The sequence below is a fragment of the Rhodococcus sp. MPR-R1B genome, assembly GCF_058793255.1.
Window position 1 is genome coordinate 54,052 of the sequence record NZ_JBXAFO010000018.1, and the last position, 14,945, is coordinate 68,996.

Sequence of the window (14,945 nt, forward strand, 5' to 3'; positions counted from 1 at the left end):
ACAATGGAAAGGACCCCTGTGGCCACCCAGACACTCACCCAGCAGAACTTCGACGAAACGATCAACGGCAGCGACGTCGTCCTCGTGGACTTCTGGGCCTCCTGGTGCGGCCCGTGCCGCCAGTTCGCACCGACGTTCGAAGCCTCTTCGGAGAAGCATGCCGACGTCGTTCACGCCAAGGTCGACACCGAGGCCGAGCAGGGAATCGCAGCGGCCGCCAACATCCGCTCCATCCCCACGATCATGGCCTTCCGCGAAGGCGTACTCGTGTTCAACCAGGCCGGCGCGCTTCCCGCCGCTCAGCTCGAAGAGCTCGTCACTCAGGTCAAGGCACTCGACATGGACGAGGTCCGCAAGCAGATCGCAGAGCAGACCGCATCTGCTGAATAGCGTGAAATGGCTGGGCCGGAATCGAAGTCGATTCCGGCCCAGCCTTTTTCGTTGTTGCCTAGTGAGCCGCGCTGTCCCAGCTTCGACCGGTTCCCACCGAAACATCCAGAGGTACCGACAGCTCGATGGCTGTGGCCATCTTGTCCTTGACCAGCGCGGTGACCTCCTCCAACTCGGAGGCAACCACTTCGAGCACCAATTCGTCGTGCACCTGCAACAGCATGCGCGACTTCAATCCGGCGTCGGCGAGAGCCTTCTGCACGTTGATCATCGCGACCTTGATGATGTCGGCCGCAGTGCCCTGGATCGGCGCATTGAGGGCAGCACGTTCGGCAACCTCACGACGCTGACGGTTGTCGCTGTTGAGGTCCGGCAGGTAGCGACGACGACCGTAGAGCGTCGAGGTGTAGCCGTCCTTACGTGCCTGCTCGACCACCGCGTGGAGGTAATCTCGCACGCCGCCGAAACGAGCGAAGTACGCATCCATCTGCTGCTTCGCTTCTTCGGTCGAAATCTTCAGCTGCGACGCCAATCCGTAGGCACTGAGCCCGTAGGCCAGACCGTACGACATCGCCTTGACCCGGCGCCGCAGTTCTGGAGTCACCTCTTCGATCGGTACACCGAATGCGCGCGAGCCGACAAAGCTGTGCAGGTCCTCACCGGTGTTGAATGCCTCGATCAGCCCCTCGTCGCCTGACACGTGCGCCATGATGCGCATTTCGATCTGGCTGTAGTCGGCAGTGAGCAGAACGTCGAACCCCTGCCCGACTACGAATCCGTCGCGAATCTCGCGCCCCGCGTCGTTTCGCACCGGGATGTTCTGCAAGTTCGGATCGGTCGACGACAGGCGTCCGGTCGCGGCAACCGTCTGATTGAACGTCGTGTGAATGCGTCCGTCTTCGGCTACGGCCTTGAGAAGACCGTCGACGGTCACCTTCATACGCGTCGCATCACGGTGCGCGAGAAGGTGTTCGAGGAACGGGTGTCCTGTCTTGTCGAACAGACCCTGCAACGCCTCGGCGTCGGTGGTGTAGCCCGTCTTCGTCTTCTTCGTCTTGGGCATGTCGAGTTCTTCGAACAAGACCACCTGCAGCTGCTTCGGCGAACCCAGGTTGATCTGCTTGTCGATCACCTCGTAGGCCGAGTTTGCGGCGTCGGCGACCTGGGAGGCGAAACGGCTCTGAAGATCGTGCAGATGCGCGCTGTCGACGGCGATGCCGGTGGCCTCGATCTGAGCGAGCTCGATCGTCAACGGCAGTTCCATGTCGGAGAGGAGCGACTTGGATTCGATCGACTCCAACTCGGTGTCCAGTGCAGCCGCCAAGTCGAGAACGGCCTGAGCGCTGAGCATCGCGGTCTCGGCCGCTTCGGCATCGAGCTGTTCGGTGTCGTCGAGCAGTGAAAGCTGTTCCTGGCCGGATGTTTCGGCGCGCAGTTCACGCTTGAGGTAGCGGAGCGAGAGGTCGTCGAGATTGAAGCTGCGCTGGCCCGGCCGGACGAGGTACGCGGCCAGAGCAGTGTCGCTGGTCAGTCCCCCGAGCGTCCAACCACGCCCACGCAGAGCATGGATCGCCCACTTGGCTTCGTGCAGCGCCTTCGGCTGCGATGCGTCGGCGAGCCAATCACCGAGAGCTGCTTCGTCTTCCGGTGTTGCCGTCGACGCCGCGATGTATGCACATTCACCGTCGGAGGCCGCGATCGCGAGTGCAGTGACGTCGCCGGCGAACGGAGTTCTGGTTCCGAGCACCGTCACGCCGTGACGCTCACCGGTTCGTGCGTGGGCGTCGAGCCACGCGGCAACCGCACCCGGGGCGAGTGCGTCGCCGCTGACCTCGAACCCTTCCTCTGCTTCGGGCTCGGACGACGACAGGGTCGCGAACAGTCGATCGCGGAGAACCTTGAACTCGAGATCGTCGAACAACGCATGAATCTTCTCGCGGTCCCACGGGGCCAACACCAACTGCTCGGGCGTGTACGGCAAGGGAACGTCGCGAACCATTTCGGTGAGCTGACGATTGAGCAGGACGTTCGCGAGGTTCTCCCGCAGTGAGTCGCCCACCTTGCCGCGGACCTTGTCCACGTTGTCTACCAGTCCCTGCAGGTCGCCGTACTCACGGATCCACTTGGTGGCGGTCTTCTCGCCGACGCCGGGGATGCCGGGGAGGTTGTCACTCGGGTCGCCGCGCAGTGCAGCAAAATCGGGATACTGCGCCGGGCTGAGGCTGTACTTCTCCTCTACGGCCGTCGGCGTGAATCGGGTGAGCTCCGAGACACCCTTCTTCGGGTAGAGCACAGTGACGTTGTCGGTCACCAGTTGCAGCGAGTCACGGTCACCGGTCACGACGAGAACCCGGTATCCGAGTGCCTCCGCCTGCGTGGTCAAGGTGGCGATCACGTCGTCGGCTTCGAAACCTTCCTCGGCCATGACCGGGATGCCCAGCGCGCCGAGAACGTCCTTGGTGATGTCGATCTGGCCCTTGAATTCGTCCGGAGCCTTCGCGCGCTGCGCCTTGTATTCGGGGAACAGGTCGGCGCGAAACGTCTGACGCGACACGTCGAAGGCCGCGGCCAGGTGGGTGGGCCGCTCGTCACGAAGAAGGTTGATCAACATCGACGTGAAGCCGTACACCGCGTTGGTGGCCTGCCCACTGTGTGTCTTGAAGTTCTCTGCAGGCAGCGCGTAGAAGGCGCGAAACGCCAACGAATGCCCGTCGAGAAGCATCAGAAGAGGGCGATCGTCCGCCTTGCCGGTGGTGCCGGCTGGAGCGGTGGACGTGCTGGACCGAGTTGTGGTTGCGGGGCTCACGGTTCATCAGTCTAGGGATCGCGACCGACATCGACGCCTTCGCCGTTGTTTACGCAGGAACAGACACAAGAATCGGACAATTGATGCAGCCTTCGGCCTTCGATACGGAACCGAAACATCCCGGAAATCTCAGAACCCCATCTGAAGCGAACGGAGCCGTTAGAGTCCGGAAATCGCAGCAGCGAAACAATCCCTCTGCTGCGCGGCACTTTGTCCAGACGCGCTATTCCCGACCCGCTCGGAGGACGTACGTGGCCCCACCCGTAGTGAAACGGCAGACCCTCGCGACACTCAGCCGACTACTGGCCTTTGCATTACTGACGTTCTTCGCATTACTCAGCCTGGCCGGAACTGCTTCGGCTCAGGAACCGACCACTTCCCCTACACCGCCGACCCCGACAGCATCCGCAACACCGACAGCACCGGTTCCCGACAACGCTGTCCCCGTCAGCGGCAATCTCAACAACGGCGGCACACGCCTCGAGGGCGTCACCGTCCGTGCGCTCGATTCTTCCGGCACGGAAGTCGCCACCGGAGAATCGGCATCGAACGGCCGTTGGGAACTGGCCGTGGCACCGGGCACCTACACCTTCGAGATCGTTGCCGACACACTTCCCGACGGGGTCAGTGTGCAAGCCGCTGTCGAACGCGAGGTGGTGGCCGGCCGCGCGAACACCGTGATCTTCTCGTTCGGCGAGGTACGTACCGCCTCGAATGTCAGCTTCGGCGAGAAGCTGATCCGCACGACGGTCGACGGTCTGCGGTTCGGCCTCGTGATCGCGATCGCCGGTGTGGGTTTGAGCCTGATCTACGGCACCACTGGCCTGACCAACTTCGCTCACGGCGAGATGGTGACGTTGGGAGCCGTTGCTGCCTGGGTGATCAACACGTCCTTCGGCGTTCCGCTGATTCCCGCCACGATCCTCGCGATCTTCGTCGGCATCGGCATCGGCCTGCTGACCAACGGAATCGTCTGGAAACCACTGCGTAAGCGCAAGACCGGGTTGATCGCGCAATTGGTGGTCTCGATCGGTCTCGCGATTTCATTGCGCTACTTGATCCTGATCTTCTTCTCCGACCGCGCCGAACCGTTCGACGACTACCAGGGCCAGGTCGAGAAGAACTGGGGCCCGATCGCACTGACCGACGCCAACGCGATAGTCATGATCGTCAGTCTGGTCGTCCTGGTCGGCGTCGCACTGCTTCTGCAGAAGACTCGCATCGGAAAGGCCATGCGTGCCGTCTCCGACAATCGTGACCTCGCCGCTTCGTCCGGTATCAACGTCGAGCGCGTGATCATGTTCGTCTGGGGTCTCGGCGGCGGATTGGCCGCCCTCGGCGGTGTGCTGTTCGGTATCTCCGAGCTCGGCGGACGCGTCCAGTGGGAAATGGGCTTCAAACTGTTGCTGCTCATGTTCGCCGGAATCACCCTCGGTGGTCTGGGAACCGCGTACGGGGCGCTACTCGGCTGCGTCATCGTGGGACTTCTGGTCCAACTCTCGACGCTCATCATCAACCCAGACCTCAAATACATCGGCGGACTTCTCGTCTTGATCGTGATCCTCGTGGTTCGCCCCCAGGGCATCCTCGGATCCAGACAAAGGATCGGGTGACGAACATGGACATCATGGGAGCTTTCCAGGTTTCTTTCGCCCAGCTGATCGGGCCGTCGGCAATCTTCTACGCACTGTTGGCAATCGGGTTGAACCTGCACTTCGGCTACGCCGGACTGCTCAATTTCGGTCAGATCGGTTTTGCCCTTCTCGGCGGCTACGGCGTCGGCATCATGACCGTGACCTACGACCAGCCGCTCTGGCTCGGCATCCTCGTCGGACTCACCGCAGCCGGCCTCCTCGCGCTCGTGCTCGGTATCCCGACGCTGCGTCTGCGCGCCGACTATCTCGCCATCGTGACCATCGCCGCTTCGGAGATCCTGCGTCTGATCTTCCGCTCGACCGCGTCGGATTCGGTGACCGGTTCCACCAATGGCCTGTTCGGTTTCGCAGACCCGTTCACCGCACCGAGCCCCTTCGACTCGGCCAAGCAGTACTCATTTCTCGGCGTGAAGTTCTACGGAGACGACCTCTGGTCGATGGTCGTGGGGTGGACGCTGGTCTTGATCTTGTGCGGATTCGTCTACCTGTTGACGCACAGTCCGTGGGGGCGCGTCCTCAAGGCGGTTCGCGAAGACGAGGACGCAGCGCGATCGTTGGGCAAGAACGTGTTCGTGTACAAGATGCAGGCGCTGGTTCTCGGCGGCGTGATCGGTGGTCTGGCCGGGGTGTTCAACGCTTTGCAGACCAAGTCCATCAACCCGGACTTCTACTCGACCGCGCAGACGTTCTTCGCGTTCGGCGCACTGATTCTGGGCGGGGCGGCAACGGTATTCGGCCCGGTGGTCGGCGCAATGTTGTTCTGGTTCCTCCTCGCCATCCCTGATGCCTTGCTGCGTCAGGCGATCTCCGGCGAGAATCCGCTGCTCTCGCTGACCGAACAACAGGTCGGGGCCACCAGGTACGTCCTGCTCGGATTGATGATTGCTCTCCTGATGGTCTTCAGACCGCAGGGAATACTGGGTAACAAGCGGGAGGTGCAACTCAATGCTTGACGCCGATACCAGAGCACAGATCTTTGCCGACGTTCCTCACCTTCCCGGATCGGCGAAACCCGACCCGGTGTTGGTCGCTGACAACGTCTCGCGGACGTTCGGCGGTCTCAAGGCCGTCGACGTCGATCACCTCGAGATTCAACGAGGGTGCATCACGGGTCTGATCGGTCCAAACGGTGCCGGAAAAACGACGCTCTTCAACCTCCTTACCGGATTCGACCGGCCGGACACCGGTACGTGGTCGATGGACGGTCAATCGCTGGGCCGCATGTATCCCCACCAGGTAGCCAGGAAAGGAGTGGTACGGACGTTCCAGTTGACCAAGGCGCTCTCCAAACTCACCGTGCTGGACAACGTACGTCTCGGTGCCACCGGCCAACGTGGTGAACGCATTTTTGCATCTCTCGTCCCGTGGATCTGGAAAGGCCAGGAACGCGAGATCACCGAACGCGCCAACGAACTCCTCGCACGATTCAAACTCGACACCAAGGCAGACGACCTCGCCGGTTCACTCTCCGGTGGGCAGCGCAAACTGCTCGAAATGGCTCGCGCACTCATGACCTCGCCCTCGGTGGTGATGCTCGACGAACCGATGGCTGGGGTCAATCCTGCTCTGACGCAAAGCCTGCTCGGACACATCAAGTCATTGCGCGACGACGGAATGACCGTCGTGTTCGTCGAGCACGACATGGACGTGATCCGAGACATCAGCGATTGGGTGGTGGTCATGGCGCAGGGCAGCGTCATCGCCGAATCCACCCCGGACGAACTCTCGTCCAACACAGCCGTCGTCGACGCATATCTGGGCAGCCACCATGACCAGGCCCTCGAGTTCGACGACAACGGAAATCCGGTGGGCGAGACGGCCGTTCTGGCCGCCGCCCTGGCTGAAGCCGAGGTCGAAACCCTCGAGTCGGGCGGGGACCTGTCGGAACCCGACGTCGACAACCTTCCGGCCGATCTCGCCGCGACGCTGGAATCGAGTCCCGAGGAACCGCGCGGAAGGCACGAGAAGCCATGAGCGAGAACCACGCACGTTCACTCACGCCTGCAGAGTTCGCCGCGACGGCCGAGGAGCATCAGCGACTGTCGGCAGGTGCCCTGCTCCGCGCCGACAGCCTCGTCGCGGGCTACATTCCCGGCGTCAACATCCTGCGTGAATGCAACTTCTTCCTGAAGGAAGGGGAAATCGTCGGGATCATCGGACCGAACGGCGCAGGCAAATCGACACTCCTGAAATCACTGTTCGGACTGATACCGGTACGCGAAGGGTCGGTCACCCTACGCGAGGACAACATCACGTCTGCGCCCGCTCACGTCCTCGTTCAGAAGGGAGTCGGGTACGTCCCTCAAACGCAGAACGTCTTTCAGACTCTGACCATCGAAGAAAACCTCGAAATGGGCATTTATCTGCGTCCCAAGGCATTCGCGGAACGATTCGCCTTCGTGAGTGAACTGTTCCCTCTTCTGAGTGAACGACGAAAGGTGAAGGCCGGCGCACTCTCGGGTGGCGAACGCCAGATGGTCGCGATGGGCCGGGCCCTGATGATGGATCCGTCGGTGCTGCTGCTCGACGAACCGTCCGCGGGCCTGTCCCCCATGTTCCAGGACGAGGTGTTCATCCGCTGCAAGAAGATCAATGCTGCCGGTGTCTCGGTCATCATGGTCGAGCAGAACGCGCGCCGCTGCCTTCAGATCTGCGACCGCGGTTACGTACTCGATCAGGGTAAGAACGCGTACACCGACACCGGCGCCAATCTGATGAACGACCCCAAAGTGATCGAGCTGTACTTGGGAACGCTTGCCGGAAGCAAAGAGAAGTAGGACAGACACGAGAATGGGCCAGGGTCGCGAGACCCTGGCCCATTCTCCTTGGCTGCTTACTTGCCCACCACCACGAATCCTTCTGTGGTCAGGGTGTTCTCAGGGCCGAACTTGAGCTTTCCGTACGAACCGATGGACGGCTCCCCCGAATCGTTGAAGTCCAACTCACCGGTGATGCCGTCGTAGTCGATGTCGGTTCCCGCCTTCACCAACGGCAGGCACTCGACGTAGGACGTGCACTTGGTGCCGCCTTCGGTGACGCTGTTGATGTTGGCTGCGATGTCGGTACCGGCCGTCGACTTCGCCTGCTCGGCAGCGAGCGCTGAGATCACCACCGCGTCGTATGACTCTCCGGCGTAGTTGAAGTCGATCAGAGAGGGGTTCACAGCCTTCAGACGATCCTGGAAGGCAGCTCCGACGTCCGTCAGGGGCGTCGTTCCCTGCATGGTGTCGAGCAACGGCTTCGCCACGGATTCGCCGAGAGCGTTGCCCATGTTGCCGTCGACGCCGTACATCGCCATTCCGTCCGACGGGCCGATGCCCACTTCGTGCATGCGCGTGATGATCTTCGCCGACTCTTCGAAGCCCACCAGTGCCACTGCATCCGGATTGAAGTTCTTGACTTGATCGACTTCGGAGTTGAACGACTGCGCGTTCGGGTCGTAGATGATCTTCTCGATCTGATCGGAGGGGACACCCGAATCGATCAGATTCTTTTCGATGTTGTCCGCCAGACCCGTCCCGTATGGGTCGTTGAGGGCCATGATCGCTACGCGCTGACCACCGTCGTCCGAAATGAGCTGTGCGACGGCCTGAGCCTGCAGTACGTCCGTCGGAGCGGTGCGGAAGTACATGCCCTTGTCGGGGTAGCAGACGAATTGGTCCGAGGTGTTGGCAGGCGAGAACATCACGACGCCTGCGCTGGCGATCTTGTCGATCACCTTGAGCGAAACCGAAGACGACGCGGCGCCGACGATGACCTGAGTGCCTGCAGCCAATTCGCGGTCGACGGTGGTGTTGGCGGTGTCCGTTGTGGTGTCACCCGAATCGCCGGGAATCAGCTGGACCGGTTGGCCGAGAACGCCTCCGGCTGCATTGACGTCGTTGACTCCCAGCTGGGTGCCCGCGACCATCGGCGGCCCGAGGAACGACAAGCTGCCTGTATCGGGAAGAAGCGTGCCGATGCGCAGCGCTTCCGTGGACGGGGTGGCGCCGGCCTTGGCCTGCTCCGGGGTGCAATCAGTCGTGACGGATGTCGTCGCGGCAGAAGCGCCGGACGTAGAGCCACTCGAAGACGAGTCATCCGACTTGTCCGAGCTACAGCCTGCAAGTGCCAGTGATGCCGCGCCGAGAACTGCAGCAGTACGCACAAGTGTTCGTCTAGCCATCCCACGCTCCTAAGATCAGCCGGTGCTCGCGCCACCCGAACTGGCGCTCGCTGTGGGATCAGACGCTAGACCTTGGAACCGTTTCGCGATCCTTCAAGAAAGCCCTGTGACCTGACTGTTATCTGAAGGTGCACAGTGTTTACACGGCTGTAGCGCTGCGCGACGTTTCGACGGTCGACGCAGCAACCGGGTAACCCGGACACTTTGCTCAAGCGTCCGGTTCACCGCCCAGAGTTTCCAGTACGACCTGTGCGACCGCCTTCATCGTGGAGCGCCGATCCATCGCGGCGCGCTGAATCCACTTGAACGCCTCAGGTTCGGTGAGCGCTTGGCGAACCATCAGAACACTCTTGGCTCGCTCGATCAGCTTGCGTGCTTCGAGCCGGTCCGAAAGATCAGCGACCTCACGCTCGAGCGCCGTCACCTCGCGGAAACGACTGACCGCCAATTCGACAGCGGGAACGAGGTCACTGATCGAGAACGGCTTGACCAAGTAAGCCATGGCGCCGGCATCGCGTGCGCGCTCGACCAACTCGCGCTGACTGAACGCTGTGAGAATGACAACAGGAGCGATGCGTTTGGCGGCAATCTCCGAAGCGGCGTCGATGCCGTCTCTCCTGGGCATTTTCACGTCCATGATGACCAGATCAGGCTTGAGCGACTCGGCCAACTCCACCGCGACCTGCCCGTCACCCGCCTCACCGACGACGTCGTAGCCCTCTTCGCGGAGCATCTCGACCAGATCCATGCGGATCAACGCCTCGTCTTCAGCGACGACAACACGACGGGGTGCGAGCTGATTGCCTTGCGGCTGCGGCGAATTCATGGCCACCATCCTCCTCCATCGAACCGCCCCGACACGAGACGCGAACGATTAGAGGGTACCGGTGTTTGACATTGAAATCGCATCTTCTAATGTAGTCATCGCAACAAGCCCTCGTATCCCAATTGGCAGAGGAAACGGATTCAAAACCCGTCCAGTGTGAGTTCGAGTCTCACCGAGGGCACCACCTGCCGCAGCTGGCCGCACTGCAAGGTTTCGGCATTCGGCTGTACCCCAGATCGACCGCCGTTAGATTCGATCCATGAACGGTCACCGGCTGATTGCTCTGCTCGGAGCCATATCGATTCTCGCGCTGCTCACCGGGTGTCAAACAGACGGCCAACCCAATACTGCCGGCGAATCCAGCGCTGCCGGCGAATCTTCCACCCAGGCCGCGCTCGATGCTGCAACACAGACCGGCACCCTTCAGGTCGGCTCTCCCCCGATCGATGCCCCATCCACCGAGATCTCCACGCTTGCTCCGCTCCCGAACGACACGGAGGTCCCTTCACCGACTCCGCGCGTCGACGTGACCGAGATCGACGTGATCGATCACGATGGTTTCACCCGCATCACCTATCGCTTCGACGGAAGCGGATCTGTGTTCTGGAAAACCGAATACGTCAGTGAAGCAATCCGAGCGGGTGACAGCACAGTCGTGGACGTCGGAAGTCGATCGATACTTCAAGTCGACCTGATGGGAGTCCAATCGGATTCGTCGCTCAACTCCGTATCTCACGAGGGCGAAAACATCACGCGCATAGACAGTGCAGCCAGGAACAGTGCGATCCTGCAGTCGTTTGTCGGCACGGTCGACATCCGTCCGGCATACACCGTATCGACATCCGATTCACCGTCCCAGTTGACGATCGACATCCCCAAGGCAGACAGCTGACTGTCGAATACCCAATTGCGCGCTCAGCTCAGCCATTCCAGCGCAGCGGTGCTCGACGCGGTAATTCGGTTATCGCGGGGCGGATGAATACTCCGTCTCGAAACCGAGGTCTCACAATCGATCCGAGGCGATTGCGGTATCCGGTTCAACACGACTGTCATGATTCTCACTGCATGCCCGAACGTCCGCTGCTCGAACTGCTGCTGCCAGTGTTTGTTCCAGCAGGACTGCCACCGTCATGGGGCCGACGCCACCCGGCACTGGTGTGATCGCACCGGCATGTGGGAGCGCAGCGGCGTACTCCACATCTCCGACGTTGCCCTCGTTGTACCCCGCATCGATCACCACTGCCCCAGGCTTGATCCACGCCCCTTTGATCAGTTCCGGAACACCGACGGCCGCGATGACGACGTCTGCCGAGGCGACGTGTGCGGCCAGGTCGACGGTGCGCGAATGGCAGTACGTCACCGTTGCGCCTCGACGCAGGAGGAGCATTCCCATCGGCAATCCGAGTATCGGGCTTCGGCCGACCACGACAGCATGCTTCCCGGAGAGTTCGACGCCTGTGGCGTCGAGGAGGCGCAGGATGCCACTCGGTGTACATGATTCGAATCCCCCACCGGTCAACGCCATTGCCGCGAACGCTGCCGAGGTAACGCCGTCAACGTCTTTGTCGGCCGAGATGGCATCGAACGCAGCCCGTTCGTCGATGTGGCCTGGCACCGGGTGTTGCAGCAGTATGCCGTCGATCGAAGGGTCCGCCGACAACGCTCTCAGCACGTCGACCAGTTCTTCGGTGGTTGTACTCACCGGGAGTTCGACCGTCCGCGACGTCATTCCGACGGCGACAGATCGTTTGGCCTTCATCTGTACATACGCCTTCGAGGCCGGGTCCGCTCCCACGATGACGGCGGCCAGGCATGGAACGTGCCCCGCCTCATCACGAAACTGCCTGGTGCGCACTGACAGGTCCGCTAGCGCAGCATCGGCAATTGCGCGTCCGTCGATTATTCGAGCGGCCACGTTCTGGCTGGGCAGATTTTCGGTAGGCAGATTTTCGGTAGACATGAATCCCCCTTCACACAAGATGTGTGAAGCACCCAGGCGGTCGATGCCTCGCGATGTGCACTCCCCGGTGGTAATTCCCACCCGCGCCAGTCGTGCGTGGTCAGCGTACCGCGCGTTTGTCTCACTGCCACGAAACACATCCGGAACGCCGCTCTCAAAACGAGACAAATCGACATAACCTATCAATAGGTAACGATCTGACCTGCAGTTATTCCATCCTGTGCAATTAGATGGCACGATGGGGGCAACCGCACGGGCACCAAGCATTGGAGGCACCGATGGACAACGGCAAGATAAACCTGACCTATGACGGTCGGGTGTCACTGAGCTTCCAACTGGCGATTCCGCACGCACCGGACAAGGTCTGGAAAGTGATAACGGAACGCGAGTACCTCGACGCCTGGTTCCCGGCGGACGTCGATTTCGATCTCACTCCCGGCGCGGATCTACTGTTCAAGGTGACACCGGAACAAGTCGAGCGTTTCGGACTGCCCGCAGATCACGTGACGCGCGGGACGGTCATCAGCGTCCACCCGCACCGAATTCTCGAATTCCTCTGGGACGCAGATACTCTGCATTGGGAACTGGCACCGGACGGCACCGGCGGCTGTTGGCTGACTCTCACCCACACGATGGAAGACGAAGAGTCCGCGTACGCGCACGCCGCCGGCTGGCACGCGGGCTTGGAAGTTGTTGCGGCCCAACTCGATGGACGCGAAGTCGACTGGTCTCCGTGGGACCGCGCCGACGAACTCTCACCGCAATATCGCAAGTCTGCTTGATTCTGGGCCCGAGTTCAGTCTCGGGCCCGCATCTCATTCCCCTTTACGCGGGAAATGCCTGATCATTCCTTCTTGGACCACCGTCGCCAACAGCAGTCCTTCCACCGAGAAGTACCGTCCGGTTGCCAGACCGCGCGAACCTGCGGCGACCGGCGATTCGGTGGCGTACAGAACCCAGTCGGTGAACCGGAACGGGCGATGGAACCAGATCGAATGATTGACCGTCGCCGCGACGATACGATCATGACCCCAGGACAAACCATGAGTGGTCAGAATCGAATCGAGCACGGTGGTGTCGGACGAATATGCCAGCGTCGCAGCGTGAATGAGCGAATCGTCCGGCAGATCACCGTCGGGGCGCATCCACACCCGATTGTGGTTGAGTTTCTCGCCGGTGCCCTTGAGGATCCACGCCGGATCGTTGGCGTACCGCATGTCGATCGGCTTGAGCGCCGCGCTGAAATGCGGCAGTTTTTCCTCGTACCCCACCAGATGATCGCCGATGGGAGGCAACGACTCCGGAAGTGGAACATCCGGGATCTCGACAGCATGGTCGAGCCCCTTGCCGGAGTCCTGGAACGCCGCGAGCATCACGAACAATTCGTTCTCACCCTGATAGGCAGTCACCTGACGGTTGGCGAATGCCCTCCCGTCACGATGACGCTCCACCCGGTACTCGATAGGCGCCTTCACATCTCCGCCCCGAATGAAATGGGCGTTCACGGCATGGATGGGGCGATCACCGTCGACAGTCCGTCCGGCGGCCATCAGTGCCTGAGACACCAATTGACCGCCGAACGTCCGCGAACCTACCTGTTTCGGGTGGTATCCACGGAACGCGTCGTCACCGATCTGCTCCAGATCCAACAGACCGAGAAGAGTACCGAGGTCGGTGGACGCGTTCGCGTGGGTCACTCAGTGGTCCTCTTCGCCGATACGGTGGACGTGAATGAGGTTGGTGGAACCGACAGTTCCCGGAGGGGATCCGGCAACGATGACCACGAGGTCACCCTTGACGTACCGCCCGAGGGAGAGCAACGCACTGTCCACCTGACGCACCATCTCGTCGGTGGTGGCCACCGCATCGACCAGGAACGTCTCGGTTCCCCACGTCAGCGTCAACTGACTGCGCACCGCGGGCAGCGGTGTGAAGGCGAGCAACGGCAGCGGCGTGTGCAGACGAGCCAGTCGACGCACCGTGTCACCGGACTGAGTGAACGCAACCAAGGCCTTGGCGTCGAGACGTTCGCCGATGTCGCGTGCTGCGTACGAGATGACTCCGCGCTTGGTGCGCGGGACGTGGGTCAACGGTGGGACACGGGTTGATTCGTTCTCGACGGCCTCGACGATGCGGGCCATGGTGCGAACGGTTTCCATGACGTACTTGCCCACCGAAGTCTCGCCCGAGAGCATGACTGCGTCGGCGCCGTCGAGAACGGCGTTGGCGACATCGGATGCCTCTGCGCGAGTGGGACGTGAGTTCTCGATCATCGACTCGAGCATCTGCGTCGCGACGATGACCGGCTTCGCGTTCTCACGAGCAATCTGGATTGCGCGCTTCTGAACGAGCGGGACCTGCTCGAGCGGCAACTCGACACCGAGGTCACCGCGGGCGACCATGACGGCGTCGAACGCGAGCACGATGGCTTCGAGATTGTCGATGGCCTCGGGCTTCTCGAGCTTCGCGATGACGGGAACGCGGCGCCCGACTCGATCCATGATGGCGTGAACCAATTCGACGTCCGCCGGTGAGCGAACGAAGGACAGTGCAATGAAGTCGACACCCAGCTTGAGAGCGAACTCGAGGTCGGCGATGTCCTTGCCCGACAGGGCTGGAACGGAGACGTTCATACCGGGCAGTGAGAGGCCCTTGTTGTTGCTGACCGGACCGCCTTCGGTGACCCGACAGACGACGTCGTTGCCGTCGATGGACGTGACGACCAGGCCGACCTTTCCGTCGTCGACCAGCAGTCGATCGCCGGCCTTGGCGTCGCGCGCCAATTCCTTGTACGTGGTCCCGACGCGATCGTGCGTTCCCTCGACGTCGTCGACGGTGATACGAACCTCTTCACCGTTGGCCCAGGTGGTCCGCTCGTCCTTGAATCGGCCGAGGCGAATCTTGGGCCCCTGAAGGTCGGCGAGAACACCGACGGCCTTTCCGGTGGCGTCCGACGCGGCGCGGACGCGAATGTAGTTTTCTTCGTGATCGGCATGCTCGCCGTGGCTGAAGTTGAGGCGCGCCACGTCCATGCCGCTCTCCACGAGCTCACGGATGCGGTCGCCAGAAGCTGTCGCAGGTCCAAGTGTGCATACAATTTTTGTCCGTCGGTTCACGGCTCGAGCCTAGTCGCTACCCCACCG

13 protein-coding genes, 1 tRNA gene and 1 riboswitch are annotated in these 14,945 nt (G+C 61.6%); of the genes, 8 read left to right on the forward strand and 6 right to left on the reverse strand.

The features are described 5' to 3' along the window. Window positions 1-18: 18 nt before the first annotated feature. Window positions 19-390: a thioredoxin gene (gene trxA, locus AC1Q61_RS22780; protein ID WP_003944106.1), complete on the forward strand. Its 372-nt coding sequence runs from the start codon at window positions 19-21 to the stop codon at window positions 388-390. Between the two features lie 58 nt (window positions 391-448). On the opposite strand, the gene polA is transcribed toward trxA, so the two are convergent. Then, on the reverse strand, window positions 449-3,196 hold the full coding sequence (gene polA / locus AC1Q61_RS22785) for a DNA polymerase I (protein WP_042923020.1): 2,748 nt from the start codon (window positions 3,194-3,196) through the stop codon (window positions 449-451). A gap of 302 nt (window positions 3,197-3,498) precedes the next feature. On the opposite strand from polA, the gene AC1Q61_RS22790 reads away from it, so the two are divergent. The 4 genes from AC1Q61_RS22790 to AC1Q61_RS22805 are packed head-to-tail and all read left to right on the forward strand — an operon-like array spanning window position 3,499 to window position 7,628. Beyond that, the gene (locus AC1Q61_RS22790) at window positions 3,499-4,809 is read left to right on the forward strand and encodes a branched-chain amino acid ABC transporter permease (protein WP_037120375.1); all 1,311 of its coding nucleotides are present in this window, start codon (window positions 3,499-3,501) and stop codon (window positions 4,807-4,809) included. A 5-nt stretch (window positions 4,810-4,814) separates the two neighbouring features. Then, the gene (locus tag AC1Q61_RS22795; RefSeq protein WP_492651089.1) at window positions 4,815-5,804 is read left to right on the forward strand and encodes a branched-chain amino acid ABC transporter permease; all 990 of its coding nucleotides are present in this window, start codon (window positions 4,815-4,817) and stop codon (window positions 5,802-5,804) included. Beyond that, window positions 5,797-6,825 (forward strand): ABC transporter ATP-binding protein, encoded by a 1,029-nt coding sequence (locus tag AC1Q61_RS22800; RefSeq protein WP_029255470.1) that lies wholly within the window; start codon window positions 5,797-5,799, stop codon window positions 6,823-6,825. The genes AC1Q61_RS22795 and AC1Q61_RS22800 overlap by 8 nt, the downstream gene beginning before the upstream one ends. Then, the gene (locus AC1Q61_RS22805; RefSeq protein ID WP_007728720.1) at window positions 6,822-7,628 is read left to right on the forward strand and encodes an ABC transporter ATP-binding protein; all 807 of its coding nucleotides are present in this window, start codon (window positions 6,822-6,824) and stop codon (window positions 7,626-7,628) included. Before AC1Q61_RS22800 ends, AC1Q61_RS22805 begins: the two co-directional genes overlap by 4 nt. 56 nt (window positions 7,629-7,684) lie before the next feature. Here the strand turns inward: AC1Q61_RS22805 and AC1Q61_RS22810 are convergent, their stop codons facing one another. Then, the gene (locus AC1Q61_RS22810; RefSeq protein WP_003944031.1) at window positions 7,685-9,016 is read right to left on the reverse strand and encodes an ABC transporter substrate-binding protein; all 1,332 of its coding nucleotides are present in this window, start codon (window positions 9,014-9,016) and stop codon (window positions 7,685-7,687) included. Between the two features lie 208 nt (window positions 9,017-9,224). Beyond that, window positions 9,225-9,842 (reverse strand): ANTAR domain-containing response regulator, encoded by a 618-nt coding sequence (locus tag AC1Q61_RS22815; protein WP_003944029.1) that lies wholly within the window; start codon window positions 9,840-9,842, stop codon window positions 9,225-9,227. 107 nt (window positions 9,843-9,949) lie between these two features. Here AC1Q61_RS22815 and AC1Q61_RS22820 point away from each other — a divergent pair. Both AC1Q61_RS22820 and AC1Q61_RS22825 read left to right on the forward strand, forming a co-directional pair. Next, a tRNA-Leu gene (locus tag AC1Q61_RS22820) sits at window positions 9,950-10,026 on the forward strand. 75 nt (window positions 10,027-10,101) lie between these two features. After that, window positions 10,102-10,734, forward strand: a complete 633-nt coding sequence (locus AC1Q61_RS22825) for an AMIN-like domain-containing (lipo)protein (protein WP_042923023.1) — start codon at window positions 10,102-10,104, stop codon at window positions 10,732-10,734. A gap of 111 nt (window positions 10,735-10,845) precedes the next feature. Here the strand turns inward: AC1Q61_RS22825 and AC1Q61_RS22830 are convergent, their stop codons facing one another. Continuing rightward, window positions 10,846-11,802 carry a bifunctional 5,10-methylenetetrahydrofolate dehydrogenase/5,10-methenyltetrahydrofolate cyclohydrolase gene (locus AC1Q61_RS22830; RefSeq protein WP_492651088.1) on the reverse strand — a complete coding sequence of 319 codons (957 nt, stop codon included), beginning with the start codon at window positions 11,800-11,802 and terminating at the stop codon, window positions 10,846-10,848. A gap of 23 nt (window positions 11,803-11,825) precedes the next feature. Continuing rightward, window positions 11,826-11,906, reverse strand: a riboswitch (ZMP/ZTP riboswitch). 174 nt (window positions 11,907-12,080) lie between these two features. Here AC1Q61_RS22830 and AC1Q61_RS22835 point away from each other — a divergent pair. After that, window positions 12,081-12,584, forward strand: a complete 504-nt coding sequence (locus AC1Q61_RS22835) for an SRPBCC domain-containing protein (protein WP_042923025.1) — start codon at window positions 12,081-12,083, stop codon at window positions 12,582-12,584. A 33-nt stretch (window positions 12,585-12,617) separates the two neighbouring features. Here AC1Q61_RS22835 and AC1Q61_RS22840 read toward each other — a convergent pair whose 3' ends face one another. Further along, a complete protein-coding gene (locus tag AC1Q61_RS22840; RefSeq protein ID WP_019748651.1) occupies window positions 12,618-13,499 on the reverse strand; it encodes an acyl-CoA thioesterase in 882 nt (293 codons plus the stop codon). Continuing rightward, a complete protein-coding gene (gene pyk, locus AC1Q61_RS22845; protein WP_003944038.1) occupies window positions 13,500-14,918 on the reverse strand; it encodes a pyruvate kinase in 1,419 nt (472 codons plus the stop codon). It abuts the gene before it with no gap. Window positions 14,919-14,945: the final 27 nt, after the last annotated feature.

What these genes read in the sequence shown, in the direction of transcription:
- AC1Q61_RS22795 (WP_492651089.1), top strand. Translation starts at nt 4,815, where the DNA reads ATGGACATCATGGGAGCTTTCCAGGTTTCTTTCGCCCAGCTGATCGGG.
- AC1Q61_RS22800 (WP_029255470.1), top strand. Translation starts at nt 5,797, where the DNA reads ATGCTTGACGCCGATACCAGAGCACAGATCTTTGCCGACGTTCCTCAC.
- AC1Q61_RS22805 (WP_007728720.1), top strand. Translation starts at nt 6,822, where the DNA reads ATGAGCGAGAACCACGCACGTTCACTCACGCCTGCAGAGTTCGCCGCG.
- AC1Q61_RS22810 (WP_003944031.1), bottom strand. Translation starts at nt 9,016, where the DNA reads ATGGCTAGACGAACACTTGTGCGTACTGCTGCAGTTCTCGGCGCGGCA.
- AC1Q61_RS22815 (WP_003944029.1), bottom strand. Translation starts at nt 9,842, where the DNA reads ATGAATTCGCCGCAGCCGCAAGGCAATCAGCTCGCACCCCGTCGTGTT.
- AC1Q61_RS22825 (WP_042923023.1), top strand. Translation starts at nt 10,102, where the DNA reads ATGAACGGTCACCGGCTGATTGCTCTGCTCGGAGCCATATCGATTCTC.
- AC1Q61_RS22830 (WP_492651088.1), bottom strand. Translation starts at nt 11,802, where the DNA reads ATGTCTACCGAAAATCTGCCTACCGAAAATCTGCCCAGCCAGAACGTG.
- AC1Q61_RS22835 (WP_042923025.1), top strand. Translation starts at nt 12,081, where the DNA reads ATGGACAACGGCAAGATAAACCTGACCTATGACGGTCGGGTGTCACTG.